Origin of the sequence: Psychromonas ossibalaenae ATCC BAA-1528 (genome assembly GCF_000381745.1) — a bacterium.
In the GTDB taxonomy this organism is placed as follows: domain Bacteria; phylum Pseudomonadota; class Gammaproteobacteria; order Enterobacterales; family Psychromonadaceae; genus Psychromonas; species Psychromonas ossibalaenae.
The window spans coordinates 80,761-105,269 of record NZ_KB906973.1 but is presented as its reverse complement, the minus strand read 5'-3'; the positions used below and the strand labels follow the sequence as shown (position 1 = coordinate 105,269).

General features: G+C 40.6%; 16 protein-coding genes. 4 read left to right on the top strand and 12 right to left on the bottom strand.

Translation table 11 applies throughout. From position 1 onward, the window contains the following. The first annotated feature begins 7 nt into the window (after positions 1-7). Entirely contained in the window at positions 8-3,094 is a 3,087-nt protein-coding gene (locus tag G327_RS0105455) for a multidrug efflux RND transporter permease subunit (protein ID WP_019613751.1), read from the top strand. A 200-nt stretch (positions 3,095-3,294) separates the two neighbouring features. Continuing rightward, complete coding sequence (locus G327_RS0105450) at positions 3,295-3,732, top strand: hypothetical protein (protein WP_019613750.1); 438 nt, start codon at positions 3,295-3,297, stop codon at positions 3,730-3,732. A gap of 197 nt (positions 3,733-3,929) precedes the next feature. Here G327_RS0105450 and G327_RS0105445 read toward each other — a convergent pair whose 3' ends face one another. The 6 genes from G327_RS0105445 to G327_RS0105420 form a co-directional block, all read right to left on the bottom strand. Continuing rightward, complete coding sequence (locus tag G327_RS0105445; RefSeq protein ID WP_026339195.1) at positions 3,930-5,330, bottom strand: undecaprenyl-phosphate glucose phosphotransferase; 1,401 nt, start codon at positions 5,328-5,330, stop codon at positions 3,930-3,932. Between the two features lie 168 nt (positions 5,331-5,498). Then, positions 5,499-7,058 (bottom strand): hypothetical protein, encoded by a 1,560-nt coding sequence (locus tag G327_RS0105440; protein WP_019613748.1) that lies wholly within the window; start codon positions 7,056-7,058, stop codon positions 5,499-5,501. Between the two features lie 688 nt (positions 7,059-7,746). After that, the gene (locus tag G327_RS0105435; RefSeq protein ID WP_019613747.1) at positions 7,747-8,883 is read right to left on the bottom strand and encodes a glycosyltransferase family 4 protein; all 1,137 of its coding nucleotides are present in this window, start codon (positions 8,881-8,883) and stop codon (positions 7,747-7,749) included. Next, positions 8,883-10,022, bottom strand: a complete 1,140-nt coding sequence (locus G327_RS0105430) for a glycosyltransferase family 4 protein (protein ID WP_019613746.1) — start codon at positions 10,020-10,022, stop codon at positions 8,883-8,885. The genes G327_RS0105435 and G327_RS0105430 overlap by 1 nt, the downstream gene beginning before the upstream one ends. An 82-nt stretch (positions 10,023-10,104) precedes the next feature. Beyond that, positions 10,105-11,010: a polysaccharide deacetylase family protein gene (locus G327_RS0105425; RefSeq protein WP_245542676.1), complete on the bottom strand. Its 906-nt coding sequence runs from the start codon at positions 11,008-11,010 to the stop codon at positions 10,105-10,107. Between the two features lie 299 nt (positions 11,011-11,309). Beyond that, on the bottom strand, positions 11,310-12,722 hold the full coding sequence (locus G327_RS0105420) for an O-antigen ligase family protein (protein ID WP_019613744.1): 1,413 nt from the start codon (positions 12,720-12,722) through the stop codon (positions 11,310-11,312). A gap of 370 nt (positions 12,723-13,092) precedes the next feature. On the opposite strand from G327_RS0105420, the gene G327_RS0105415 reads away from it, so the two are divergent. Then, on the top strand, positions 13,093-14,841 hold the full coding sequence (locus G327_RS0105415; protein WP_157601002.1) for a right-handed parallel beta-helix repeat-containing protein: 1,749 nt from the start codon (positions 13,093-13,095) through the stop codon (positions 14,839-14,841). Between the two features lie 194 nt (positions 14,842-15,035). Here the strand turns inward: G327_RS0105415 and G327_RS0105405 are convergent, their stop codons facing one another. The 6 genes from G327_RS0105405 to G327_RS0105380 form a co-directional block, all read right to left on the bottom strand. Further along, positions 15,036-16,436 carry a phenylacetate--CoA ligase family protein gene (locus G327_RS0105405; RefSeq protein WP_019613741.1) on the bottom strand — a complete coding sequence of 467 codons (1,401 nt, stop codon included), beginning with the start codon at positions 16,434-16,436 and terminating at the stop codon, positions 15,036-15,038. Position 16,437: 1 nt separating this feature from the next. Further along, a complete protein-coding gene (locus G327_RS0105400) occupies positions 16,438-17,649 on the bottom strand; it encodes a glycosyltransferase family 4 protein (RefSeq protein ID WP_019613740.1) in 1,212 nt (403 codons plus the stop codon). Between the two features lie 14 nt (positions 17,650-17,663). Continuing rightward, positions 17,664-18,884, bottom strand: coding sequence for a hypothetical protein (locus G327_RS0105395; protein ID WP_019613739.1), 1,221 nt, complete (start codon positions 18,882-18,884; stop codon positions 17,664-17,666). A 21-nt stretch (positions 18,885-18,905) separates the two neighbouring features. Then, on the bottom strand, positions 18,906-20,447 hold the full coding sequence (locus tag G327_RS0105390; RefSeq protein WP_019613738.1) for an oligosaccharide flippase family protein: 1,542 nt from the start codon (positions 20,445-20,447) through the stop codon (positions 18,906-18,908). After that, complete coding sequence (locus G327_RS0105385) at positions 20,444-21,442, bottom strand: sulfotransferase (protein ID WP_019613737.1); 999 nt, start codon at positions 21,440-21,442, stop codon at positions 20,444-20,446. The genes G327_RS0105390 and G327_RS0105385 overlap by 4 nt, the downstream gene beginning before the upstream one ends. 204 nt (positions 21,443-21,646) lie before the next feature. After that, positions 21,647-22,453, bottom strand: a complete 807-nt coding sequence (locus G327_RS0105380; protein ID WP_019613736.1) for a WecB/TagA/CpsF family glycosyltransferase — start codon at positions 22,451-22,453, stop codon at positions 21,647-21,649. 558 nt (positions 22,454-23,011) lie between these two features. Here G327_RS0105380 and G327_RS0105375 point away from each other — a divergent pair. Beyond that, the gene (locus G327_RS0105375; RefSeq protein WP_019613735.1) at positions 23,012-24,502 is read left to right on the top strand and encodes an exosortase C-terminal domain/associated protein EpsI; all 1,491 of its coding nucleotides are present in this window, start codon (positions 23,012-23,014) and stop codon (positions 24,500-24,502) included. Positions 24,503-24,509: the final 7 nt, after the last annotated feature.

Below are 24,509 nucleotides of genomic sequence, written 5' to 3'. Positions count from 1 at the left end.
GGCTCCGATGAAATTTACAGATACCTTTATACGCCGACCGATACTGGCGATATCCATCAGTCTGCTGATCGTTTTATTAGGTCTGCAGGCGTTAGGAAAAATGCAGGTACGAGAGTACCCGACCATGACCAATACGGTTGTGAGCGTTTCAACTAGCTATTACGGTGCAAATGCCGACCTTATTCAAGGCTTTATCACCCAGCCGCTTGAGCAGGCCATTGCACAGGCAGATAATATTGACTTTATCACCTCGCAAAGCTTTATGGGCAGTTCCAGCATTTCGGTATATATGAAGTTAAATACCGATCCTAATGGGGCTGTAGCGGATATTCTTGCCAAGGTGAACAGTGTCAGTTCGCAGCTGCCAAGCGAAGCTGAAGATCCTACTATTGATATGAGTACTGGTTCAAGTACATCAGTTATCTACCTGTCATTTTCAAGTGACGAACTTAATTCAAGTCAGATCACCGATTACCTTGAACGAGTAATTAAACCGCAGCTGTTTAGTATTAACGGTGTTGCTAAAGTAAACTTATACGGCGGAACCAATTTCGCCCTGCGTATCTGGTTAGATCCTGAGCGTATGGCTGGTTTTGGTTTAACAACAACAGATGTAGTACAGATTTTACAAGCAAATAATATTCAGTCGGCTACAGGCCAGGCTAACAGTTACTTCACTCTTATTAACGGTAATACCGAAACACAGATTAAAAATGCAGATGAACTGGAAAATCTGGTCATTGCCACCCGTGAAAACAGTAAAGTCATTCGTCTGCAGGATATCGCCCGCGTTTCATTAGAAAAAAGCCATGATGTTTATCGTGCAATGGCTAATGGCGATGAAGCTGTTGTAGTCGCAATCGATGCAGCACCAACAGCAAACCCGCTGGATATTACTGCAGGTGTGCGCGAAATGCTGCCGGATCTTGAGAAAAACAATCCAAGTTCGATTGATATGAAGGTGTTATATGACTCAACGATTGCAATTGAAGAGTCTATTTCAGAAGTAATTAAAACCATTGCTGAAGCAGGTATTATTGTACTAGTTGTGATGCTTCTGTTTTTAGGTTCATGGCGTGCAACATTGATCCCTATCATCACCATTCCATTGTCACTGGTCGGTGTACTCGTGGTGATGCAGATGTTTGGCTTTACCATTAACTTAATGACGCTGCTGGCAATGGTACTCGCTATCGGTCTGGTAGTTGATGATGCGATTGTTGTCGTAGAGAATATTGACCGGCATATTAAAGCTGGTGAAGATCCGTTCCGCGCCGCCATTATTGGTACACGAGAAATAGCCGTACCGGTTATTTCAATGACCATAACCCTGGCAGCCGTTTATGCACCGATTGCATTAATGGGCGGTATCACCGGGTCACTGTTTACTGAATTTGCTTTAACACTTGCAGGCTCTGTTTTTGTATCAGGTATTGTCGCATTAACATTATCACCAATGATGTGTAGTGTGATGCTTAAAAGCAATCACCAGCCAAACCGCTTTGAACAGGGTGTCGAAAACGTTTTATCTGGTATTACAGACAGTTACGCACGCATGCTGGATAAGGTAATGACACGCCGCCCTGCTGTTATTGTTTTTGCTGTACTGGTATTCATCTCTTTACCTTTATTGTTTACAGGCATACCGTCAGAGCTGGCCCCCAAAGAAGATAAAGGTGCCTTAATGATGATGTCTAAAGCACCGTCAAATGCCAACCTTGATTACATCGAAAACAGCATGCGGACAGTAACAGGCATGCTGTCAGAGCAGCCGGAAGTAGAAAGTAGTCTAGCGATGTCCGGCATACCGAATGCAAATCAGGCATTCGGTATTGCAATTATGAAGCCTTGGAGCCAGCGCGAGAAAACCCCTAAAGAACTTGCAACCACGTTAGCTCCGGACTTTAACAGTGTCGCTTCTGTTGCTACAACTGCATTCCAGATGCCGGAATTACCGGGTTCATCAGGTGGTTTACCTGTGCAGTTTGTTATCAGCACAGCTAATCCGTTCCAAAGCCTGGGAAGTATCGCATCGGATGTATTAGCAGCTACGCAGGCTAACCCAAATTTTGTTTATTCAGAGCTGGATTTAGCATTTGATTCTGCAACGATGAACATCAAAATTGACCGGGACAAAGCCGGCGCTTACGGTGTTACAATGCAGGACATAGGCATGACTTTAGGCACGTTATTAAGTGATGGTATTTTAAACCGTATCGATCTTAACGGCCGTAGTTATGAAGTTATTGCTCAGGTTGAACGACAATATCGTTTATCTCCTGACAAACTAGGCAGTTTTTTTGTACGAGCAAAAAATGAAGATATGATACCGCTAAGTGAGCTGATCGATATTAAGGTAGTCGCAGAGCCGCGTTCTCTACCGCATTTTAATCAGCTTAACAGCGCAACAATCGGTGCTGTATTAGCCCCGGGTTTTGCAATGGGGGATGCGATTAATTTCTTTGAAGATCTGTCAACAACAAAACTGCCGCAAGGTTATACCCATGATTACCTCGGAGAAGCACGTCAGTTTGTATCCGAAGGTAATGCACTGTACATGACCTTTGTATTAGCCGTTTTAATTATATTCTTAGTATTAGCCAGTCAGTTCGAAAGTATTCGTGACCCGCTGGTTATTATGATGACAGTTCCTCTTGCTATCAGCGGTGCCTTAATTGCACTTGCCTGGGGTGCCGCCAGCATGAATATTTATACTCAGGTTGGATTAATAACCTTAGTCGGCTTAATCACTAAGCACGGTATCTTAATTGCGGAAGTGGCTAAAGAAGAACAGCTCCATCACGGAATGAGCCGTACAGATGCAGTTAAAAAAGCGGCAACAATACGTCTGCGTCCGATTTTAATGACTACAGGCTCTATGGTAGCGGGTTTAACGCCGCTGCTATTTGCTACTGGCGCAGGTGCGGTAAGCCGTTTCGGTATTGGTATTGTAATCGTAGCCGGTCTGTCGATTGGAACACTGTTTACCTTATTTATTTTACCGGTGATTTATTCTCTTATAGCAAGTAAACATACTCCGATTCAAGAGTTTGATGAAAGCATAGAGCATAAAGTAAAAGAACAAGTAAACTAAAATAATTAGTTATAACACTTGAACAAAAGGCGCTGCAGTTAAACTGCAGCGCCTTTTTTTATGACCTGTCTTGCAGATCTGAAAATAAAAACAAAATGATGCTAGTGTTAAGTAACCTATGAAAGCAAGAAGTAAAAACAATTATCTAAACGACAATGAACTTCACTAACAAAATAAATCAATCGTCACAGGATAAAATCATGCTGCCCGATAAAAGTGAAAATTCTGAAAGTAATGAGCAGCTCAAAAGAGATGCCGAGCTCAGCCTGTTTTTAAAGCGTATGCCTGAAACGGTTAGAGACAGCTTTAGCCATAAACAGCTAAGCAGTATGAAAAGCGCCATAAATTCTCAAAACCGCGGAAATCATACTATTGATATTCGCCATACGATTAAATTTTTCCATTACCATTATTATTATGTATTTATTGCAGGAAGAGATCTACGCGAGCTCACTCGGCGGGAAAAACATATCAGCTTACTAATGAAAACAGCATTCACAACTATCTTTTTAAGCTTATGCGCCCTGCTGGGGATATTGGTGCTGTACCTGATAAAATCTGCAATGGGCATTAACATTTTTCCAAACTATTCATTTGGCGTCTGGGACTGGTTTAAAGGCGTTTTCTTACACTCTTAATTTTCGTTTAACTGCACAATAGAATTGCTATACTGAAAAAGCGGATTTAAGACAACAGTAATGAGCAGACACGCAGCCTGCACAATTTCATTACGTCTATGCTGTTCAGGTAATGGTGTCAGCTCACCTTCATAAAGGTACGCAGAAAGCAGGTAAATTATCGTATTATCTGCTTTCTATATTTATAACCCTATTAGTTAATAAGCATTTGGGTTAGTGAACCCTTTAATAATGGTTAGGAATATAATTTTTATATCCAGCCATACCGACCAGTTTTTTATATAATGCAGATCAAATTCAACCCGATTTTTCATTTTATCAAGAGTATCAGTTTCCCCTCGCCAGCCGTTGATCTGCGCCCAGCCGGTCACTCCCGGTTTAACCTTATGGCGGAGCATATAATAACGCACCTGTCCGCGATACTGCTCATTGTGAGCAACTGCATGCGGCCTTGGCCCGACTATCGACATACTGCCGGCCAGTACATTAAAAAACTGTGGAAATTCATCTAGTGAAGTGCGCCGCAGAAAACTACCAAATCGGGTGACACGAGGATCTCCCTTTGTTGCTTGAGTCACAATATCACTGTTTTCCATTACACTCATGGATCTGAATTTCCATACCACAATTTCTTCGCCGCGCAGTCCATAACGGCGCTGCTTAAACAAGATAGGGCCTGGAGATGTCAGCTTGATTCCAACTGCAATCATGATTAACGGGATAGAGATCAGACACAATATAATACTGCTGATAATGATATCTTCTGTACGTTTAACCCACTCTTTTGTGCCAAGATAAGGAGACTCAAAAACACTTAAAGTATCAATATCACCGACGTTGGCAAAACGTGAGCGGATCAGGGTTGAGACTAAAAAATCAGGAATGTAATGTACATCAACGGTCGTATCTCCCAAACGCAGTAATATATCTGCAATACGTTTTTCAGCTTTTAACGGCAGGGCAATAAATAACATTTCAACCTGCCCATTACGTGCAAGTTTAATTACTTGCTCTATTTTACCCTCCACATCCATATTTAAATCATCAGTAACCCGACGAGGATGACGATCTTCATAAACACCAACAACTTTGTAGCCTAATTCATCACGTTTTCGTATTTCGGTCAACAGCTCACGCCCCGAATTTGTTGCACCAATAATCGCAACACGCTTAATATTGAACCCAGCTCTATGACGGGCCCGGATATATTGCCGCTGTATAACCCGCCACAAAAAACTAAAAATAAAACTAAGAGCAAACCAAAGAACAACTGTTACTCGAGAAAACTCTTCTGACTGTTTGAGTAAAAAGGCAATCATAACCGCAATAAAAAAAGCAACGCTGAGACAGGCCCAGACACTCAAAAGCATTTCTGAAAAATGGCCAACCCGCCATGAACGATACAAAGCAAATGATTCTGCTATATATAAAAAAGCAACGGACACAATCAAAGAAGCGATGATATATTCCAGCTCTATTGTTAAGCCGTATAACCAGGCTGCAATTGGTAACGAGCCAAGCAGTACACATAAATCAAGCAGACGATATATAAACGAATAGGTATTAGAGCCAAAAGTAAAAACTTTACGTGATGCCACAATCTGAACCCCCCTGTTATGCTGACCATAAAAAGCAATGCACTGAGTTAACGTATTATCGCTTTTCAAAACAACATTAGATCAAACCGGTATACGACGACTGCAGAAAAAAGAGTATTTTTCTACAGTCGTTTTGTTATTTATTACGGAGAACTATTAATACAGTCATTATTCCAGCGTCAGACCCGCAAAAGAAATATAACTATACCCACCTAATTTACCAACGGGCCTGAGCTCAACGTGAACACTTCCTTCAAACTCAATATCCGCTTTAAGGTAAAACCACCTATATCCCTTGATTAGCTCAACAGGTGAAACTTCCCCGTTTACTGTTAATTCGAGCATTGCAGGATCATTAGTCCAGGCGCCAGCTTTGAAGTACAAGGAAGCTAAGTTAGCCTGATCATCCGCACTTTTTAAATCAATCAGCACTGCATTAGTTTCCTTCCAGGACATACCGGTATAACCGCTCGCAACCACTGTTCCATTATTTACAAACTCATAAGTGCTGTCCCTGTATTTAGGCGAACCGGAATAATCAATTGAAGTAACTTCTGCTCCGCTAAAATCAACATTTCCAGACTGCCCGTCAGATGCGACATATTTGACATTACTTACGTCGATTTCGCCTCCAGTTTCAACACTAACCCCATGCACCAACCCATAACTAGGTTTACTTTCTTCATCAGGTATTATTTCGTCATTAGCGATATTTAGTAAAAGACCTGCAACTTTAATTCCGCTATAACCGCCGTGTGTGCCTGCAGGGGTCACGGTAACCACTGTAGACTGCTCAAATTCAATATCGATTTTCACATAATGCCATGTATATGACGTCGGCAGCGTAATAAGCTCCGTTGTATCACCCGCATTAATTATCAATCCGGCAAGGTCCGAACTCCAGGCGCCAAGTGATAGATACAAGGTCGCGACCTGCGTATTTCCGCTGCCTAATAAAGAGAAATTAAAACTGTTAAGCTCATTATAATTCATCACTACATAGCCGTTTTCCAACTCTTCGCCCTGTTCCTGAAAGATGAAAATAGATGAATCGTGTGATGATAGACTTCCGTTACCAATCGAGAAATCAACATCTGTGATTTCATCTACGCTGAACTCATCGTTGTAATTATAATCACTTTTAAAACCATAAAACTCCCGACCGTTAAGCTCAATCACCCCTGGTTTTTCAATGAATGTAGAAACAATAGAAACATTTCCCGGTATAACCGGCTCATCAGGGTCCGGCAACGGCTCTACCGGGTCATCTGGATCCGGCAATGGTAGTGGTTCCGGAAGCGGCTCCGTTGTATCTTCCAATGGAATATCGATACAATAATCTTCTGAATAAGCGGTACCGGCTTGATTATAAGATCCAATTCGATAACAGGAGGTGCTGCCGGGAATGCTTGCATAATCAACGTAAGAAGTTGAGTCGGCATTTAGAGTAGCAATGATGACATACTCACCATCGGTTTTACGCTCGACGACATAACCATCTTCGTCCGTGGCATTATCCATCCATGAGATAACCGTTTGGGTACCTGTTCCGCCAGCAGTAGGAAAAGTCTGAACCATCTTATTAATTTGATAGATCCGATATTCCTGCCAGCTTTTATAGCCGATCAGAACGATCAGTGAAATAACGATTGCAGAAAATAGAATTGTCCCTGGAGTCATCACCTTAGTGGTAAAGTTTGCTGTGGAAATTCCTCGTAGTTTAAACATAATCAATCCCCTTGCTACACTCTTTAAGGTGACAATTGATAACTTTGCAATCTCTACGGGACCTCACTTAAATATTCAGCAGTCCTTTGCGAGAGAAGTGTGATAAAAGTCACTTAATAGTCAAAAATATTAATTGCGTAAAAAGCAATTATATTATTAACAGTATGCCAGTATCCTGGCAAACACAAATCACCAGAGAGGACAAAACGGCCCGATATTGCCAGGTAATTCATTAGGAAAAAATTCTTTTTATCGTGTAATTAAATTTAGTGAATTGAAACAATAAAATAGATTAGAGGCTGGCGACTTTCTAAATTTAAATAAAAAGAATTCAGCTTGAAATTTTTTTTAAATAAATACAAATTTTTCTCTAGAGACTAAGAAATATCTGTCAATATAAGCTCTGAAAACATTCTTGAGTGACCGTAATAACATGCCTGAACAGCGGAAAATAACGCCAATAAAGCAAAAAAAAATCACTACAACTAAATCTGACGTGTTCTTTTCAACAGCCAGAAACTCAACAGCGTTTAACAGTATTAAGTTTCACAAATGAGGTTACTACATCAGTAGAAACCCGACTTTAATATGCTGAAAATCAGCCTTTTTAAGCGTAATACACTCGTTTAAAGTCCTGCCACAATGGTTTTTTAACTAGTATTTTTAAGCAGAGACTTTGGAGGCAGATCTAATTATCAAGCAGATCCTGATAAACGGCATATGTCCGTCGAGCGACATTCTCTGAATGATACAAATCTAAAGCTAACTCTTTCGCTTTTTTCCCCATAGCCAGGCTTAAATTATCATCATCTAAAATTCGTCGGAATTTATCAGCAATGTTATTTTCATCAAACGGATTTATTAAATACCCTGTTTCATTGTTTCTAACCATATACGGCATACCGCAGCGGTTAGAGGTCACAACAGGGATCCCCGCGGCCATTGCTTCTTCAATGCCCATAGGTGAATTTTCTTCAAATGAAGCTAAGGCATAAACAGCGGCAGACTGCAGCTCCTCCATAACTCTCTGTGTTGATATTCTGCCGAGTAATTTGATATGTTTGACCAGATCATGCTCAACAATCCACTCATTCATTTCCTGCGCATAATGCTGATCGCTCACACTGCCGGCCACCCTAAGTTCAACATCGTAACCAGCCTTAACCAGCAGTGCGACCGCTTTAACTAAAATTAACGTATTCTTACGCGGACAAATAACTGCTGAAGTAAAAATTGTTCCTTTTTTCTCTTTACGCTCCAAGGTGAAAAAGTGATCAGAGATAGGATTATCAATATCATAAACAGCAGCCGGCGAAAACAAAGAAACCCTCTCCCTCACATACGGGCTAATTGAAATAATATTCGGCTGCTTAGCCCAGCTGCTTTTTTCAACATGTTCCCATAGTTTTGATCTTAACCATTTGAAACGGCCGTTGGAAAATAAAGTATCGCCATAAATAAAACCGTGTACAGTAAAAACTTTAGGTATAGATAAGCTGTTTACCATAATTCCATAGGTATCATGAGCATGAATAATGTCTGGTTTTAACTTATGCAGATAATCACAAATAAGCACTTTACTCTTACTTAACGCATTAAGTAATTCGCTGCCCTTAGGTTTCGGCAGGCGATGAATCGTTGTATTATTCCAGCTTTCCAGAGTGGTTTCTGCTGTGCCCGCACACAAGGTAATTACTTGTATATCCAGTTCCGGATAAGCAGCTAAAGAACGAACTAAATTAAGACTGACAGCTTCTACACCACCTAATGGAAGATTTGTATCGGCAGGAAACTGGGTAACAAATGCTAATTTAATCTTTTTCATCAACGCCTTCCTTTTTTATCTGCAAGCAAATGAATAAAAATCGTTTCAAACTGTTCCATAGCCTGATCCACTGCATGATTTCTTTGATAATAGCCTCTTGCATTCGCTGAATATTCTTCCCACTGCTCACGGTTCGAACATAAGCAGCGCAAAGCAGAAACCAGATCGTCTTTATCTGTTACGCTGACACCTAATTTTTTATCTTTTATCAAATCATCCGGATCGAAAGTAGAAATTACCGGCAGCCCCTGGCTCCAGGCCTCTAAAAATGTATTAGGGAAACCTTCATATTCTGAAGAACAACAAAAGATCGTGCTGGATCTATACAGCGCCGGCATATCACTACGAGCAACCATCCCCAGAGAGGATACGTTATCTAAGCTATCCATTTGGGCCTGCAGTTCTTGTGAATAAGTATCATCATTGCTAGGACTTCCTGCAACTAAGAAATTGTATTCAGGTATATCAGCAGCGGCTTCGAGAAATAACTCAAGACGTTTACACTTATGAAAACGAGCAGCCCAGAGAACGGTTGGTTTATCAGCGGGAAAATTTAAAGGGGCATACTCGCTCTGCTTGGGTCCGTAACAGGGCATAGGTAAAACAATAGACTCCAGATTAAAAGCATTTTCCAATAAAGCCATCTGAGTTTTTGTCTGCGTAATAACTTTATCGGCATGCAGCAGCCCGTACTTATACAGAACCCGTTCTCTAAGGGTATGCATCACCGGAAAACTCGGATCGGCATCGGCATCGCTAGCCAGAGAGTAAATAAATTTTTTCTTATTAAATTTACACCAGAGCGCAACCTGTCCAGTAACATATTCACCACAGTTTTGGTAATACAGGTCAGCATCGGCTCTTTTCATTGCAGCGTTCAATCCCGACCAGCGGGGATGAAAAAAACGTATTCCCGCTACCCCCGAGTCCTGACGACAAATCTTAATAACATTAATACCGGCAATAACCTCATCTTTATCCTGCCCTTCAGCCCAGGTTAATAATGAGACTTTATGGCCTTTTGCGGCTAACCATTTAGCCATAAGAGTCGTTTGTCTTTCAACACCACCAAAGGATCCCTGATTACCACCAGTAACCGCACCATAAGCGAAATGTGCAACAAGACATATACTCAGCATAATTATTTTCGACCTTGAGTTTCTGCTGGATTAATAAAAATTTCTTTGCTCTACTTTTTAGTAGACCGTTTGCCATAACGGCTCAGCTTGTAAGCAGATAAACTATTTCGAATTTTTCTCTGCCGACAGGAAAACTAAAACGTTTTAAAGTCATTAAATCATCGCCAGAGCGACACAGTCCAACATCTGTAGAAAAAGCAGCCCTGTAACCTGTTTGTTTTATCAGACTAATAGCCAGCTCATTATAACTACCGTTCGGGTAACAGAAATAACGGCATTGCGTTTCAATTTCCTGTTCAATACGATTTTTTGAATCGACTAACTGGGAAGTAATTAGCTCTTCTGAGAGACGGTCTAAACGCCAGTGGTTTACAGTATGACTGGCAATATCCAGCCTGCCGTTTTTTACACAATCACGCAACTGCGGCCATGTCGCAATAGCTGACCAGTCATCATCTTTACAAATATCACTGAGCGCTTTATTAGAACGTTTCTCCAACTCTTCACAGAGTGCACTGAATAATTTATTAATCTGATTATCATCATCAAATGTCTGCTTACAGCGGTTGCGGAAACGCTGATAACTCAGGGTTAATTTTTCACGTGAACTCCCGTCAAATTTATACACCCGTCCGTCATGCTCAAGTGATATCTGCCCGCCCATATTCTGCTGCAGCGCATAATCTAAGCGATCAAACCAAAAGGGCTGTGCTGAATCTATATGACAGGTTGAAACAAACAGAACAGGTTTAATATTAAAACGCTCACAAACGGGCAAAGCGTAGTCAATATTATTCCGGTAACCATCGTCAAAGGTTATCAGTAAACTATGCTCCTGCATCGGGATTTTTCCATCAAGCATATCAATGCACTGTTCAATGCTGATAAAATGATAATAATCAGATAGTACCCTAAGTATGCGATCTAACTCAGCAGGACAAAGCTGTGATCTTAAGGGCTCCCATATCACATTCTCATGTTTCGCCATCACACCGTGCAGCATTAATACTGTGATCTGATTTCGCTTCCTGAAATGTAAATACCGCAAAACTCCCAACATAGATAAGCTTTTAAGTATTATTTTCTTTATCAAATGCTTCATTATTTAAGACTAGTTACCTTCAATTGTTGAGCTTACAAGCAGCTTCTGCCGGCCATTTTATTCAAACATATAAAGAAACAATCTACTGCTATGGAATTAGGATCATCAAAATGTTCGCCCTGCAGTTGAGGTGCCGATACTGGGAAATGGTTCCCGAAACGGCTGTGGCTGTTAACTACAGCAGCTCAGCCTATCAACTCACTTTTGAAACCTTTTCTAAGTTTCTCTCTTTCGATATAAACACGTAACATCAAAGCAATCGCTACCCACATACCTACAGCGCCTTCTCGAGGATAAAAAGTCTGGCTTCCGGTCGATGCAAATAGAAATGCAAAAACCAGCGCAAAACAAAGCCCTCCAGTTACCACATATATATCAAACTGCTTTTCTTTAAACAGGGACCAGGAATACTTTAAAATTAAAAAATAAAATAAAAACACCGGGAGTGCACCAATAAAACCATTATCAAGAGTCCATTCCAGGTAAGCATTATGCGGGTGCGAAAATACCTCGCCTTCACCATATTCAACCATTATCTTCATTGTAATACCGGTATTCTGCATAGCCTCACGTCCGTACCCTAAAAAAGGGGACTCTGTAATATAGTGCCAGACTATGGGCCAGCCGATAACTCTTCCCGATGTTATAGTGTAGGTATCAATTCCCTCTTTTTCAAAATTTGCAGGGGCCAGCTCTTCAGTTTGCGGCGCCACTCCCTGCATTAAGCGATCGATGGTAGAAGGCGCAAAAACAAGTACCGCAGCAATTAAAAGCGGTGCTAGAAGAAGAAACTTACGCCACCTAAAAGCGCAAAGTATAAATCCTAAAACGAGCCAGGTTATATATCCCATCCGGCCTCCTGTCATCGCCATCGCCAGGAAAATTGAGACACAAGCAGGAATAATTATAAAAAGAAATTTTTTAACGCTTACCAGCTCTTTTAAACAAAATACAGCCCAGAAAGCGCCGCTCATGATCATAGATATATTGACACGATGAAAACCGACATTACCTGAAATAACCTTAATAGCCTTTCTTTGTAAAGCGTCACCAGTAATAACTAAAGAACCAAACGTCATCGCCTTTATTACCTGCAGAGCAAGAAAAACAAACATTAGACTCAGCATAATAACAGCATAATTATACTGCTGACGATTTCTACAACCGTCAAATATAATCATAGCGGGGACCACCCACTTAACGCAGTTAATTAAATATTCATTTACCGCAGTCAGCCCCTCCATACTTTTCCAGCCGTATACAGCGTGCAGATCACTGATCCCGGTCATATCATCGAAATAACGCAGCACACCGATAAAAATAAAAAAGTAATAAAAAATCAGGATGGTATTAATATGCAGAGGCATTTCCCAAGTAAGGTTCTGTTTATTTCTATTGATTAACCAGGAGAAAACCACATTTAGAAATAAAAAGTTCCAATGATTTAAACCTGGAATATCAGCAACTGATTTAGGCATATCCGGGTGCTGAAATACAGCCATTAACAGCACCAGCCAGCAGGCAGTCCGAAACCAGTCTTTCCAGGCATAAACACTTAAATATGCAATTAGAAGTGTTAATAAAGTTATCCGGATCAAAGGCTCCCCCCAATAAATACACGGGATACTTCTGCGCTTCCACAGCAGAAACCAGCAGCCCGTTGATTTAAAACGTAAATTATTTATTAATTTATCTTAGTATAAAATCTGGCTTAATATTATCAGTTAGTTATATTTGAATTAGAAACATCTGACTTATTCTAGTCTCAACATCTAAATTTTAACAACTACAACTTTACTCGACCTTTTGTTAGCCGCGAAGTAGATCGTTAACTATACTGCTAGCAAGTACGGAACAACTTTCTCGCCTAGGAGAAAGGACCTAAATGTAAAATCAATTACTTATAGTGTGTTAATGCATTTAAGCATTTAATGCATCTAATGCATTTAATGCATTTAAGGATAAATAATGAATTTATACCCAAGGAAAGCCACATACTCAATAGTCCTATTTTTTCTGCTCTTTTCGTCCCAAATCATAAGCGCATACCAGGTTCCAATAGGCATACCCGAATCCCCACTCAACTTTGAACAAACTCCTCCACCAAGACCAGAAAGCTGGACTGCTAACCCAGTATCTGAAACTAATGGTTACTACTATATAAATTTCACCACCGGCAGCGACAGCCACCAGTATGGCACACCACTCAGTCCGAGAAGAACGATCCCATTCCCTATTCCAGCCGGGAGCTATATTGAAATTGACGGCAGATACGCTAATTCACTCGGCGGCGTTATTAAGATGAATTCAGCGGGGACAGCAGATGCATGGGCAGCAGGCAGCAAAGGGCCGGTATGGATAACCAGCGCACCAGGAAAAGAGGGTTCGTTCGAGAAATATAAAGCCCTCGCTTACGGCTCAAACTTATTCATCTCCAATATGCTAGTGCAGAATAAATCATCTATACAGATCGGATCAATGTCAGAAGGTTATGGTGCGACCAATATAGTAGTAAGAGACAGCGAGTTTATCGGCGATCCGCTAACCGGTAATATTGCCCTGTTATCCGCAGTGGGCCATCAGAACAGCTCAACCTCTAATATTGCTTTGTATAATAATGTGATTAGAGATTTAGGCGATATATATAACCCCAATGATGTTGATGCTACCTGTATTGGTGTTTCAGGATATACCTCGTATGTCTGGATATTAAAGAATAAAGGTTTCAATGCATCGGGTCCCGGTCTGCAGATAAATGCAATGCCTCCACGTACAGCTTCCCATAATATATATGTAGGGGATAACGAGTTTTATAATGTCAGGCAGTCTGGAATGTGGGTGAAATACGCATCTAATGTAGTCTTTTCTAGTAACTATGTGCATAACATTATCAGCACTCCCTGGTCACCGGCCAAAGCGATGGGCGGTCAGTATGAACCAAACGGCTTATGGATGATTAACAACAAAATCCATGATACTGAATACGGCATCAGAATACCGAGCACAAATGCAATAGAAGATACTGATATCAAAGTATATATAATAGGAAATGTAATCTATAACATCCATACAGAAAGCCCGGTAGGTACTTCCTCGGCCTGGGAAAGTGCCGGAATTCATATCCAGGGAGCCCAGGAAAGATACATCTATAATAACTTAATATTTAATACGCCTAATGGAATTAATATATCCTCAACATTCGGCATGACAGATATCAAAAACAATATTATTTTAAAAGTGGATGCCAACCATACGACAGGTCAGGGCTATCAGATATGGTCAGAGCACCATCAAAGAGCGCCGGAGCTTTTAATTTCCAATAACTTTTTCGGCACTGATGAAATGAGCCTGCAGCTCAATAAAACCAACTTTACCACGACTCTGAATTTAGATGCGCACCTAAATGCAGGGACAACAAGTGAAGTCAGTACAAACTTTTCCGGCCCAGTTGATGTCACTCAAATAGATTTAGAGCAGATATCAGTTGAGGGATATGATAACAGCCTGCTATGGGATTTCGGGAAAGACATGTATCCAGAACTGTCAACCACACTCTCAGAGCTGCTAAACAATAATGTACCAATAGATCGTGATTTTCTAAGGCAAGAAAGAGTACTCGGCTCCTCGGTTGATATTGGTCCTTTTGAACAACAGGGCACTAACTCTAATATTATTATTCCAGAAAAACCCGGCAACGTGCAGATTATACTGCAGTAATATACAGTAGCTCAGAACTAACGGAGCAGATACAATTTTAACATTGTATCTGCTCCATTTTTATTTTCCTCGGGCCCCACACCAATACCAGCTAACTTATTCATAAACTTAACTACGAACATAATAAGAAAATTTCTCCCTGCACATTTCCGTTATAAATGGTTTACAGCCAGATGCTCGCAATTTAGAAGTATTTAAAGGGGGATCTTTTGGTCAACAAAAATAGATTTGCCTCTGCCGGTCAAAGGAATTGTCTCAACAACTTCGACTTTTACCTTTACTCTCCCCTTTAGTTTGACGGCAATATTTTCTTCAATACGCAGCTTCTGCTGCTCTGAGAACAAATGGTCAGCAACCACTTTGATCACAGAGTATCCGGGAGTATCCTGATAAAACTGATACTGCATAACATGGTCAAAAGTATCATCGTGCATGTTTACCGCTGTCCATGAGATTAAACTATTATCTGATGCAACCAGATATTCCTGCACTCTATGTCCGCGTATATTTTTAACAATCAAATGATTGCGCTTACATTGCTCACAAAAATCACCGACATACTCGGCAAAATCTCCAGTTTTATAACGAATAAACGGCATAACGGTATTCATAAAACCACTGCCGACTATCTGCCCGGTTTTACCCTTTTCAGTGATAACTTCTCCCTGCTCATCAATTAACTCAAAATATCCATAGGTCGGCCAAACGTGATAATCACAACAAAACTCACACTCACCGGCGGCCACTAATTTTTCAGTGTGTCCATAAGATGAGAAGTAACGACAGTGAAATACAGACTCAACAAAAACTCTCTGCTCCGGATAAACATTTTCAGACTCCGCTAAAATGCCTTTTACATTATCAATGGTAATTTTTTCTCTTTTTATAAAGCGGGCTAACTGATAAACGGATGACGGGTAGACGTGTAAATAACAGGATTTTAATGACTTGATATGTTCAATATAAGCTCTCATATCACTATCACTCATATGAAAATTACTATAATAGTGCTCATTAAAAACAGGGTCAAAACTGTAATTTAAGCTGTTTTTAGTCCCGGTTACCCGCCCGCGGAACACCGCTTTACTATCTCCTAATTTAAAGCCGGCTTTTTTCCAGGCGTCCACTAAATATGCATATTCAATCTGAGAGCGTCCAGCATTGATATAAAAAGTTAAAGGAATACCGCTTGTGCCACCGGTAGTCACATAATCAACATCAGAATTATTTTTATCAACTAGAAGAAGATCATCAATATTTTCATTAATAAAAGCCTTATCAATTAAGGGCAGTTTTTTAAAATCATCGAGCTTGTGCAGAGAGGAAATATCTATTCCGGCGTCATCATATAATTTACGATACGCTGGGCATTTATTATAAGCATTAGACACCTGCTCCTGCAGTTTTTTTAAATGGTAGGTATCAACCTCAGCTCTTGTCCACTTTTCAGCACAGTGAATCAGCCTGGTCGTTTCTCTAAATTTCCGGCCGATTAAATACTCTAAAGGGATCCGAGACAACACTATCGAGGCAAGTTTCTTAACAGGAGAAGGCATAACTTCCCATAGATTTTTTCTTGAAAAGGCTTTTTTCATTTCAGCTCCCCGGTTCTTGAAAAACATTAAGCCATTGCGTCTGAACACACTCAATATCGAAACGCTTAGTCGATGCAAGCGCATTATGAGAATACTCATTTAGGAGTTTTTCATCATTAAGCAGATACAAGATCTGTCGCGCAAAATCCTCAACGGAATGATTTTCAATTAAAAAACCGTTGTAACCGCTAATCAGCACATCAGATAAATCCCCGACATTCGGTACAACCGCAGGCAGCCCTGTTTTTAAACCTTCCAGCATGGACAGTGCCAGCCCTTCAGATCTGGAAGTTAATACATATATTTTCGACTGATGCAGCCAGCTCAGCACATCATCCTGATGTCCGGCAAAATCGACCATAGCGGAGACATTCAAAGAATCTGCGTAAGACTTTAAATCATTTAATAACGGTCCGTCACCAATCACCAATGCTTTACAATCCGGCTTTTGGTATTGGATTTTATTAATAACATCCAGAAACAGATTAACCTGCTTCACCTTAGACAACCGTGCCGTTAAAACCAGATCATATTTTTTACCATTTTGAACCACGCAGGGGTAAAATTTATTATGATCAATTGCCCCCGAGATAACATGTATGTTCGCAGCATGCACACCGGCTTCCTGTAAAAATAATTTAGCTCCGTTACCCATTGTTATTATACGGTCTGCAGCGGCCGCAATACGGCAGATATACAAGGTTAAAAACTTGTCTTTACCGTCCAGAAATTTAAAAAATCGATTTTCTGTTTTTCCAGCGGCCAGCGTTTCGGTAATACCGCCGACACAGAAATAGATTGAACGGCATCTCAGTATTTTGGCAAACAAAACTGCTAAAGATGCATTAAAAAGAATATGAAATCCGCCGATATAATCTGGTTTCATGCGCACCGAACAGATAAAAAAAGAGATTAAACGAGCAAGGGTATCACCGCAGTATTTTGTCAGCAGCTCAGGGGATTTAACAACCGTCAGCCCCTCTACACTGTAATTAACATTATTTGCAACAATATACACATGGTGGACGCTTGAGCAGGTTACGATCGGGATAAGATGAGCATCAATCCAGTTTTTTGAATAAAAAGTGCCCGTTAGAACAATTATATGCCCGTGTTTTTTGGCTTTCTTTTTCGGCAGCAGTGCAAATAAGAAAATCAGGCAGTACAAAATAAAAATAGTTAAACGAGCGAATAGAATTTTAACTTTATACATAAAGTACCTCAGACTTAAAGCTGGCTTTTAATATCAGGAAACACTAAAGGCAGCCATGCAATAGAAACACTTTTTCTACCGCTATTGTCGGCCGGGTTAGTTTGTAAATTTGCGTAGTACTCTCCATTTATGTACAAACTTACTTTTTCAGGGTCATCGGCATACCAGGTCAGCCCGTAAAGATCCTGCCCGTTATAAGCACTGGACAAATGTATCTGAACCTCATCCCCGACAGACTTAACTATAAAGCTTAATTCTTCAAAGCTGCGACAATACCCTAATAATCTTCGGGTTGTAGCAGTTAAAATCAACCTGTTTTCCTGGTAAGCCGCTAATAACTCAAATGCATCTTGAGTTTTTTTCTGAAAAGCCTGTTCGACGCTGAATACTTTTCCCAAATGACTATACAGAACACTGCAGCCTTCATTTTCCACCAGCGTGTTTAACACTAATTCGGTTAATACGTTATGGATACCACGGGCAGAATCAAACACAGAAACACCGCCCCATGACGGATTACAACGCATAAACTCCTGTACAGGGGTACCATCCACAAGCTGAGTTTTTCTTAATACTCTATTGTCTTTATGCATCGCATATTTAACACTGCCTAAACGTGCAAACCAGCCTTTGACAAACTCGATTAAAATCGTTTTCCCCGATTTATAAGGTTCTCGAACATTAAACAGACTACGGTAGCTTCGCTTTACATTCTGTGAAGCTATACTCGTGACCCGTCCTTTCCAGATAAAATGCAGCCCCCCTGGTTTTATCGTAAGATCAGTATGAAATGCATTTCCCCCGACAACCGCACCCTTTCCCTGCATAATACCGTCATCTAAATTCGTGGGAGCCTGAGCATGGTCAATCCAAACTTCAATCTTACGCGGGCCTTTCTGCAGATCCGCCCAGCACTGCTTAATACGCTCCCTGGAGTTAACAAAATCGCCAAAAGAGTGCAGACAGTCAATATGACCAGAATCAATCAAATGATGTATTTTTTCCCGGCCGTCTTGATCCGTATTAGTATAAGAAAATTGATTTTCAGGCATATCAAAGTAGATAGTATTACCAACTTCCAGGCCGACACCTTTCCCTAATAGAGTCTGCTCAGTGGTATTCAAATAGCGCGCTGTTTCAAAGTAAATATCTTTATTCGGCGTTTCATCCAAATCACTGCAGAGTGCCAGCATAGCCTGGTAGGGATAGGGGTATTTTCGCAAAGATATATTCATTCTCAATTCCTTTCCAGTGAATCAACGAATCTTATTCCACAAATGATTTTTTTCAGATTTATTGAGCAGTAAAACACTATATAAGAAAGCCAGAGACAAACAGGCAAAAACAAGAAACAGCACTGAATACAAATATGCATACTGTAAGTAGAAATATTTCGCCAGACACAGCAGAGCGGCATAGGGAAGAACAGCAATAACGGGTTTTAACACTGCTTTACTTAAATAGCTTCGTACGGGGATGGACAGTTTTTTACAGGCATACAAAGGTAATGCAAAACCATAAGCCAAATTTGACGGAATAATTAATAAACACGCAGCAGTAATAAGATTAAAATTATTTTCAATAAATAACAGATAAAGAATAAAAAAAGTCAGCAGCACAATCAGGCTCATATAAACAGATATTTTTCCATGAATATTTTTAGCAATCATAATACGCAGGGAGCTGTCTTGTGCCGTCGGTAATAAAGCTCCCAGGGATAAAACCGCTATCAGAAGCCAGTTTGCATAATCTTCCCCCATCCAGAATGCGACAACGATGTCGCCGAAAATAGCCAGAGCGATCACCAGCGGCAGAGTAAAAGCAAAACTGAATTTAGTCGTCGTTAGAAAAAATGACTTCAATTCTTCCGCTTTATCTTCACTTAACATAGCGCCGGCCGTCGGCGTTAATATCATAGTAAATTTAACCATAAAAGTTGATATATGCCGGGTTAATGCAAGCGGCCTGGCAAACACCGCCAAAACCGCCGGGCCGAATGCATTTACAATGAGAATATTAACCGACTGTAGTAAAACCACTGGAGGCAGTACAGCCAGCTTTCCTTTAGCGCTAAAACCTAAAAGCTCCCAGCATAGTGCTTTGGATATATTAGAAGGTGATATGTGAATTTGTTTAGTATATTGAGAGGCAAATAGAATGCGGATCACTTCAATAATAACCGTTGAAGCTAAATATCCCTGCGCCATCCCAACAAGGCCAAAACCAGACATTAACATGGTCATCATAATGACCAGTGACAACACGCTGAAACCTGCCGTTAAGGCATTATGTAAATCCCATCTGTGATGACCGGTTAATAATCCGCGGCTGATAGAAAACAGCGTGGTGATCGCCAGACTAAGGCCTAAATAAAACATAACCGATTGAGTTTTAAGTACGTTTTCACCTAATTCTTCAGCAAAAAATAGCGGCATGGTATAAACAACCGTTAAAGTCCCCAGAAAAATGGTAAGAGAAATAAAAATTTCGATGGCTATAGTAGAGCTGATAAGTTTACTAAGCTCTTCGGTTTTATGTTCTGCGTTATATTTTGCAACATATCTATTTGAACTTGCTCCGATCCCTAAACCAATTAAAGACAGGTATGAAATTAATGCCCAGCAGAAATCCCAGATTCCCAGCTGCACCTGACCTATATACTCATGCATTAAGCGAGGCATAATAAAACCAGAAACGACCAGAACCAGATGACTCGCCCAGCTGATTAAGGTATTTCTAACGATTCTATTTTTGCCGCTTAAATCGACATCCGTTACAGGAGAACTTCTTTTTTTCATAACCTTCTTTCGTCAGAAGAGTAACCGACAGATTTATTATAATCGCCGGCAGCCTGATCAAATTCATTTATTTCAACCCGCGTAAGTTCTGTTTTCCAGCGATCATCAAGTGTTATTAGACTGCTCGAGTCAAAGCGCATACCGTTGCCCAGAACATGATGTTCTACCGCTTTAAAGTCCATTCGTTTTTTGCCGGGGTTAACCCCGATAAATTCAAATATTCGATTGAGTTCAACCTCAGTATTGCCACAAAGATCCTCATAAAACACTTTAATCCATTTATCCTCAGCCATCGTCGCTAATACAGCCTCGGTTTCCTGATTGCAGCGCAGCCATTCATGAGCTCCTGCAGCGATATTTCTTCCTTGCTCCTGTGTTTTCTTTGCACCGCCTCCGCGAAATTCAGGTTCTTTCGCATCAGCATATTCAGAAGGGTTTTTATATGCTAACGAGACCCCTCTTCCATCGCGCACAATCCACACAACTTTAATATCCAGATTTTTATTCTTAAGCAGATATTTAAGGCGGATACCTGTCTTAGATGAGTCAACAACAGCTTCAACTCCGGCTTGTTGTGCAATAGCACAAACATAATCAGCATTACGCTGCTGAAGCTTGACTAACTGTTTTCGCCAGACCGGCGACATATTTAATAAAGCATCGCGGATCCATTCTGCAAAATGGTGACGCACCAGAGGTTTTAATAAAAAACGAACATAAGGACTCGCGTTAGAACGAATATCTGTACCTGCATCGAATATGCAAAACGGCTGCCCTCTGGATGCCATTTTTTCACTGACTCCCCGCCAGAATTCACATTCTGCCAGCAGGCTTTTACAGGAACATAAATAACTGTCTTTATCCCCTAAATGAGCTGCTTTTAATTCACCTACACTGCATAAATCAGGATGAGCACCAAGCAGCATTGCCAGCATAGTTGAACCGGAATGACTGGCGGCAGCTAAATAAATCAAGGTTTGTTTTTTATTATCCATAATAATACGACTTAATTTTTCCTGTTTGCCTATCAACCATAACTAAATAGGTAAATTAAAAGAAAACACGCTTAATATTTACATAAAAAAATTCCCCATCGTTTATAAACAATCGAAGAATAAAAATACAAAATTCACTACTTTCTATAACTTACAGAACAATAAAGCAGATAATTTTATTAAGCTTAGTTCGATACTATAAAACTAACGAGATTTACTGGGAAAAATCATTTCTTTGGCTAATAGAACAATAAATAACGTATTCGTAACTAAATAGCGTTTCCATAAACGTCTCGGTTCCTGCTTCACCCGATATAACCACTCCATTCCATACTTCTGCCACAGCAGCGGCGCACGAGTTACTTTTCCAGCTAATACATCAAATGAACCACCTACACCATGTACAACAGGCACCCGCATAGTTTCATTCCAGCGGGCCATAAACTGCTCTTTTTTTGGCGAAGTAATTGCAACAAATAACACATCAGCCTGGGAATCAGCAATCTGCCGTGCAACACTTTCCTCCTGATCATCAGAAAAATATCCATGCTGACAACCAGCGATAATAATTCCCGGATACTGCCTGCGAATTTCAATTTCTGTTTTAGCGGAAATATCGGGAGTGGCACCGAGACAGAAGACTTTATACCCCCTGTCACTGCCCCGCCTCAAGATAGCGTGCATTAAATCAATACCTGCGATCCGCTCAGGTAATTTATGCTTGAGCAGCTTACTCGCCGCCACTAATGAACTGCCGTCAGCAAGAATCATATTCGATGATTGAACATCAAGGTTAAGATCCGGGCTGCGTTTCATATTGACTATTTTTGCTGCGTTCAGCATGCCGATATGCAGTGATTTTTTTTCTCTGACAGCCGCATCAATATTATCCAGTGCATCAGATTCACTGAGCGCGTGAACCTTAATACCAAATAACGTGACATATTTCTGGGTAACATTAAACACTGGCAAGGGAGAGAGCGGAGCAGACGGTTTGTTCAATACGGGCATAAACTTTTCTCCGTAAGCAAAATACGATCGACAGTAAAGAAATAAAAAAAGATATTAAGAACATAATCATAGATAAGATTTGTCACTTTAACTAATCACTTGCTTATTTATAGAAGCCAGTGAGCAATTATCTGCCTGTACCTGCAAAAAATTAAGCAGATAGCAAACACAGTAAGTTTTTTTGTTTGCTTAAAGGAGCTATGCCCATGCTGCCTCAAGATGCTTTGCCAGGCGCTAGCTCGGACACCAGAGCAAGGCACAACATGAGGTAATTGTTATTCACTTTTCGATTGTTGCAACGCAGAGCTGGTTTTCGAGCTAGTGCCCCGTAGGGCAAGGCAACTTGCACCAATCTGCGTTGTTATAAAACCTCTATGTAGAGTAACTATAAAAGAATTAAAGTATTTATTTTAATTCTACCGAAAGAGGATTAACGAAGTTAATCGCTCGAAAGGTTCAATTTTATGCCTAGCATCTCGGCACAATTTGCCTTGCTGACTTTGCATCTTGAAGTAACATGGGTATACACTCATTTAAGTTATTTTAAGGATACTTAATATGGTTTTTAGTGACCGGAAAAAATTAACTTCATTTTTTGCATTCAATATTGTGTTGGTTCTAGCGGCTAATCCATCGGTGGTTTCTGAACTGACAGCTGAATGGTGGAGCGTAGGTCCCTATAACCACGGACTGTTAGGTTTCGGCCTAAGCATGTACTGCTTCTGGTTAAAACGGGATATTTTCAGGCGTTATAGCTTCAACCCGGTTACACTTCTGTTCGTTATCTGCAGCTGCCTGTTACTTTTTGCTGCAAACCTTGCCAGCATAGGTCAGTTACAACAACTGAGCGTATTTCTTATCATAACCGCTTTGTTAACATCGGTTTACGGTTATAAAATTATTAAGACTTTATTTTTGCCGCTGCTGATATTAGCTTTAACGTTACCAATATGGAATGTCCTGCAGCTGCCGTTACGGGATATTTCAACTACGGTAAGTTTTCATAGCGTTAATCTGCTCGGGTTCGAAATAATTAGAGAAGGTTACCGCCTTATTACACCGGGCGGTATATTTAGCGTCGAAGAAGCGTGCTCAGGCCTTGGTTTCTTTTTAGTCTCGGCTTTATATGCAGCTTTTGTTACTCAATTTAATAATTTAACTTATAAAGCAGGGTTAGGCTTTCTGATACTTGCAGTAAGTATCGCCATCATTGCTAACTGGATCCGCATAACAGTTATTATTATTGTCGGCAGCCAGACCCATATGCAGCACTTTATCGTACAAGATCATTTAACCTTCGGCTGGTTTGTTTTTGCCGCCGGTATTTTTCCTCTTATCCTTATCGGGCAAGCCAATTTTAATGAACCCGCAGTGGATAACTCAACTCAGTCCGTAGAGCAGAATGCACAGCCAGTTCTCAATACACGTTACTTATTATTGGTATCCGCCATTGTCCTGTTCTTCACGAGTGCTTTTTTATATATTTCCTCCCGCTTTGATTCTGACTATCAATTTACATTACCGGCGATAAGCAGCTATAAACAACTCGGTCAGGTTAATGCGGCCAGTCCTAACTGGTCACCCACCTCAACTGGAGCAAGTTCAGAACAGTTTTTCTACTTTTCCCAAGGGGAGATGCTAATTCAAGTTTATCTGGCTAATTATGTGCGCCAGCATCAAGGAAAAGAGATGATCTTTGTAGAAAACAGTCTATTTAATGAAAATCGCTGGGTATCTGCGGGGCAGGAGATATTAACGATCAAGCAGAACCCGGTACTCAACAAAGTCAACTTAATCAGACTTCGCCGAGATACAAAACGTTCACGGCTAATTGCCTACTGGTATGTAAACGACGGACACTTTAGCGCAGATAAAAGACGCTCGAAATGGAATGAAACCATTGCCACAATAAAAGGCAGCCCGGGCGCAACGCTCGTAGCAATCGCATTTGACTACCATAACCAGGAGCAAAGTCATGCACTGCAGATAATAAGTGACTTTTCTTCTGAGTTTATCAGTCACTCAACAGTCCCTTCCCCAAAAATATAGGAAGCCC

Bases quoted from the DNA above. Each gene is read 5' to 3' on its own strand.
- G327_RS0105455 (WP_019613751.1), top strand. From the start codon at position 8: ATGAAATTTACAGATACCTTTATACGCCGACCGATACTGGCGATATCC.
- G327_RS0105450 (WP_019613750.1), top strand. From the start codon at position 3,295: ATGCTGCCCGATAAAAGTGAAAATTCTGAAAGTAATGAGCAGCTCAAA.
- G327_RS0105440 (WP_019613748.1), bottom strand. From the start codon at position 7,058: ATGTTTAAACTACGAGGAATTTCCACAGCAAACTTTACCACTAAGGTG.
- G327_RS0105435 (WP_019613747.1), bottom strand. From the start codon at position 8,883: ATGAAAAAGATTAAATTAGCATTTGTTACCCAGTTTCCTGCCGATACA.
- G327_RS0105430 (WP_019613746.1), bottom strand. From the start codon at position 10,022: ATGCTGAGTATATGTCTTGTTGCACATTTCGCTTATGGTGCGGTTACT.
- G327_RS0105425 (WP_245542676.1), bottom strand. From the start codon at position 11,010: ATGGCGAAACATGAGAATGTGATATGGGAGCCCTTAAGATCACAGCTT.
- G327_RS0105415 (WP_157601002.1), top strand. From the start codon at position 13,093: ATGAATTTATACCCAAGGAAAGCCACATACTCAATAGTCCTATTTTTT.
- G327_RS0105405 (WP_019613741.1), bottom strand. From the start codon at position 16,436: ATGAAAAAAGCCTTTTCAAGAAAAAATCTATGGGAAGTTATGCCTTCT.
- G327_RS0105400 (WP_019613740.1), bottom strand. From the start codon at position 17,649: ATGTATAAAGTTAAAATTCTATTCGCTCGTTTAACTATTTTTATTTTG.
- G327_RS0105395 (WP_019613739.1), bottom strand. From the start codon at position 18,884: ATGAATATATCTTTGCGAAAATACCCCTATCCCTACCAGGCTATGCTG.
- G327_RS0105390 (WP_019613738.1), bottom strand. From the start codon at position 20,447: ATGAAAAAAAGAAGTTCTCCTGTAACGGATGTCGATTTAAGCGGCAAA.
- G327_RS0105385 (WP_019613737.1), bottom strand. From the start codon at position 21,442: ATGGATAATAAAAAACAAACCTTGATTTATTTAGCTGCCGCCAGTCAT.
- G327_RS0105380 (WP_019613736.1), bottom strand. From the start codon at position 22,453: ATGCCCGTATTGAACAAACCGTCTGCTCCGCTCTCTCCCTTGCCAGTG.
- G327_RS0105375 (WP_019613735.1), top strand. From the start codon at position 23,012: ATGGTTTTTAGTGACCGGAAAAAATTAACTTCATTTTTTGCATTCAAT.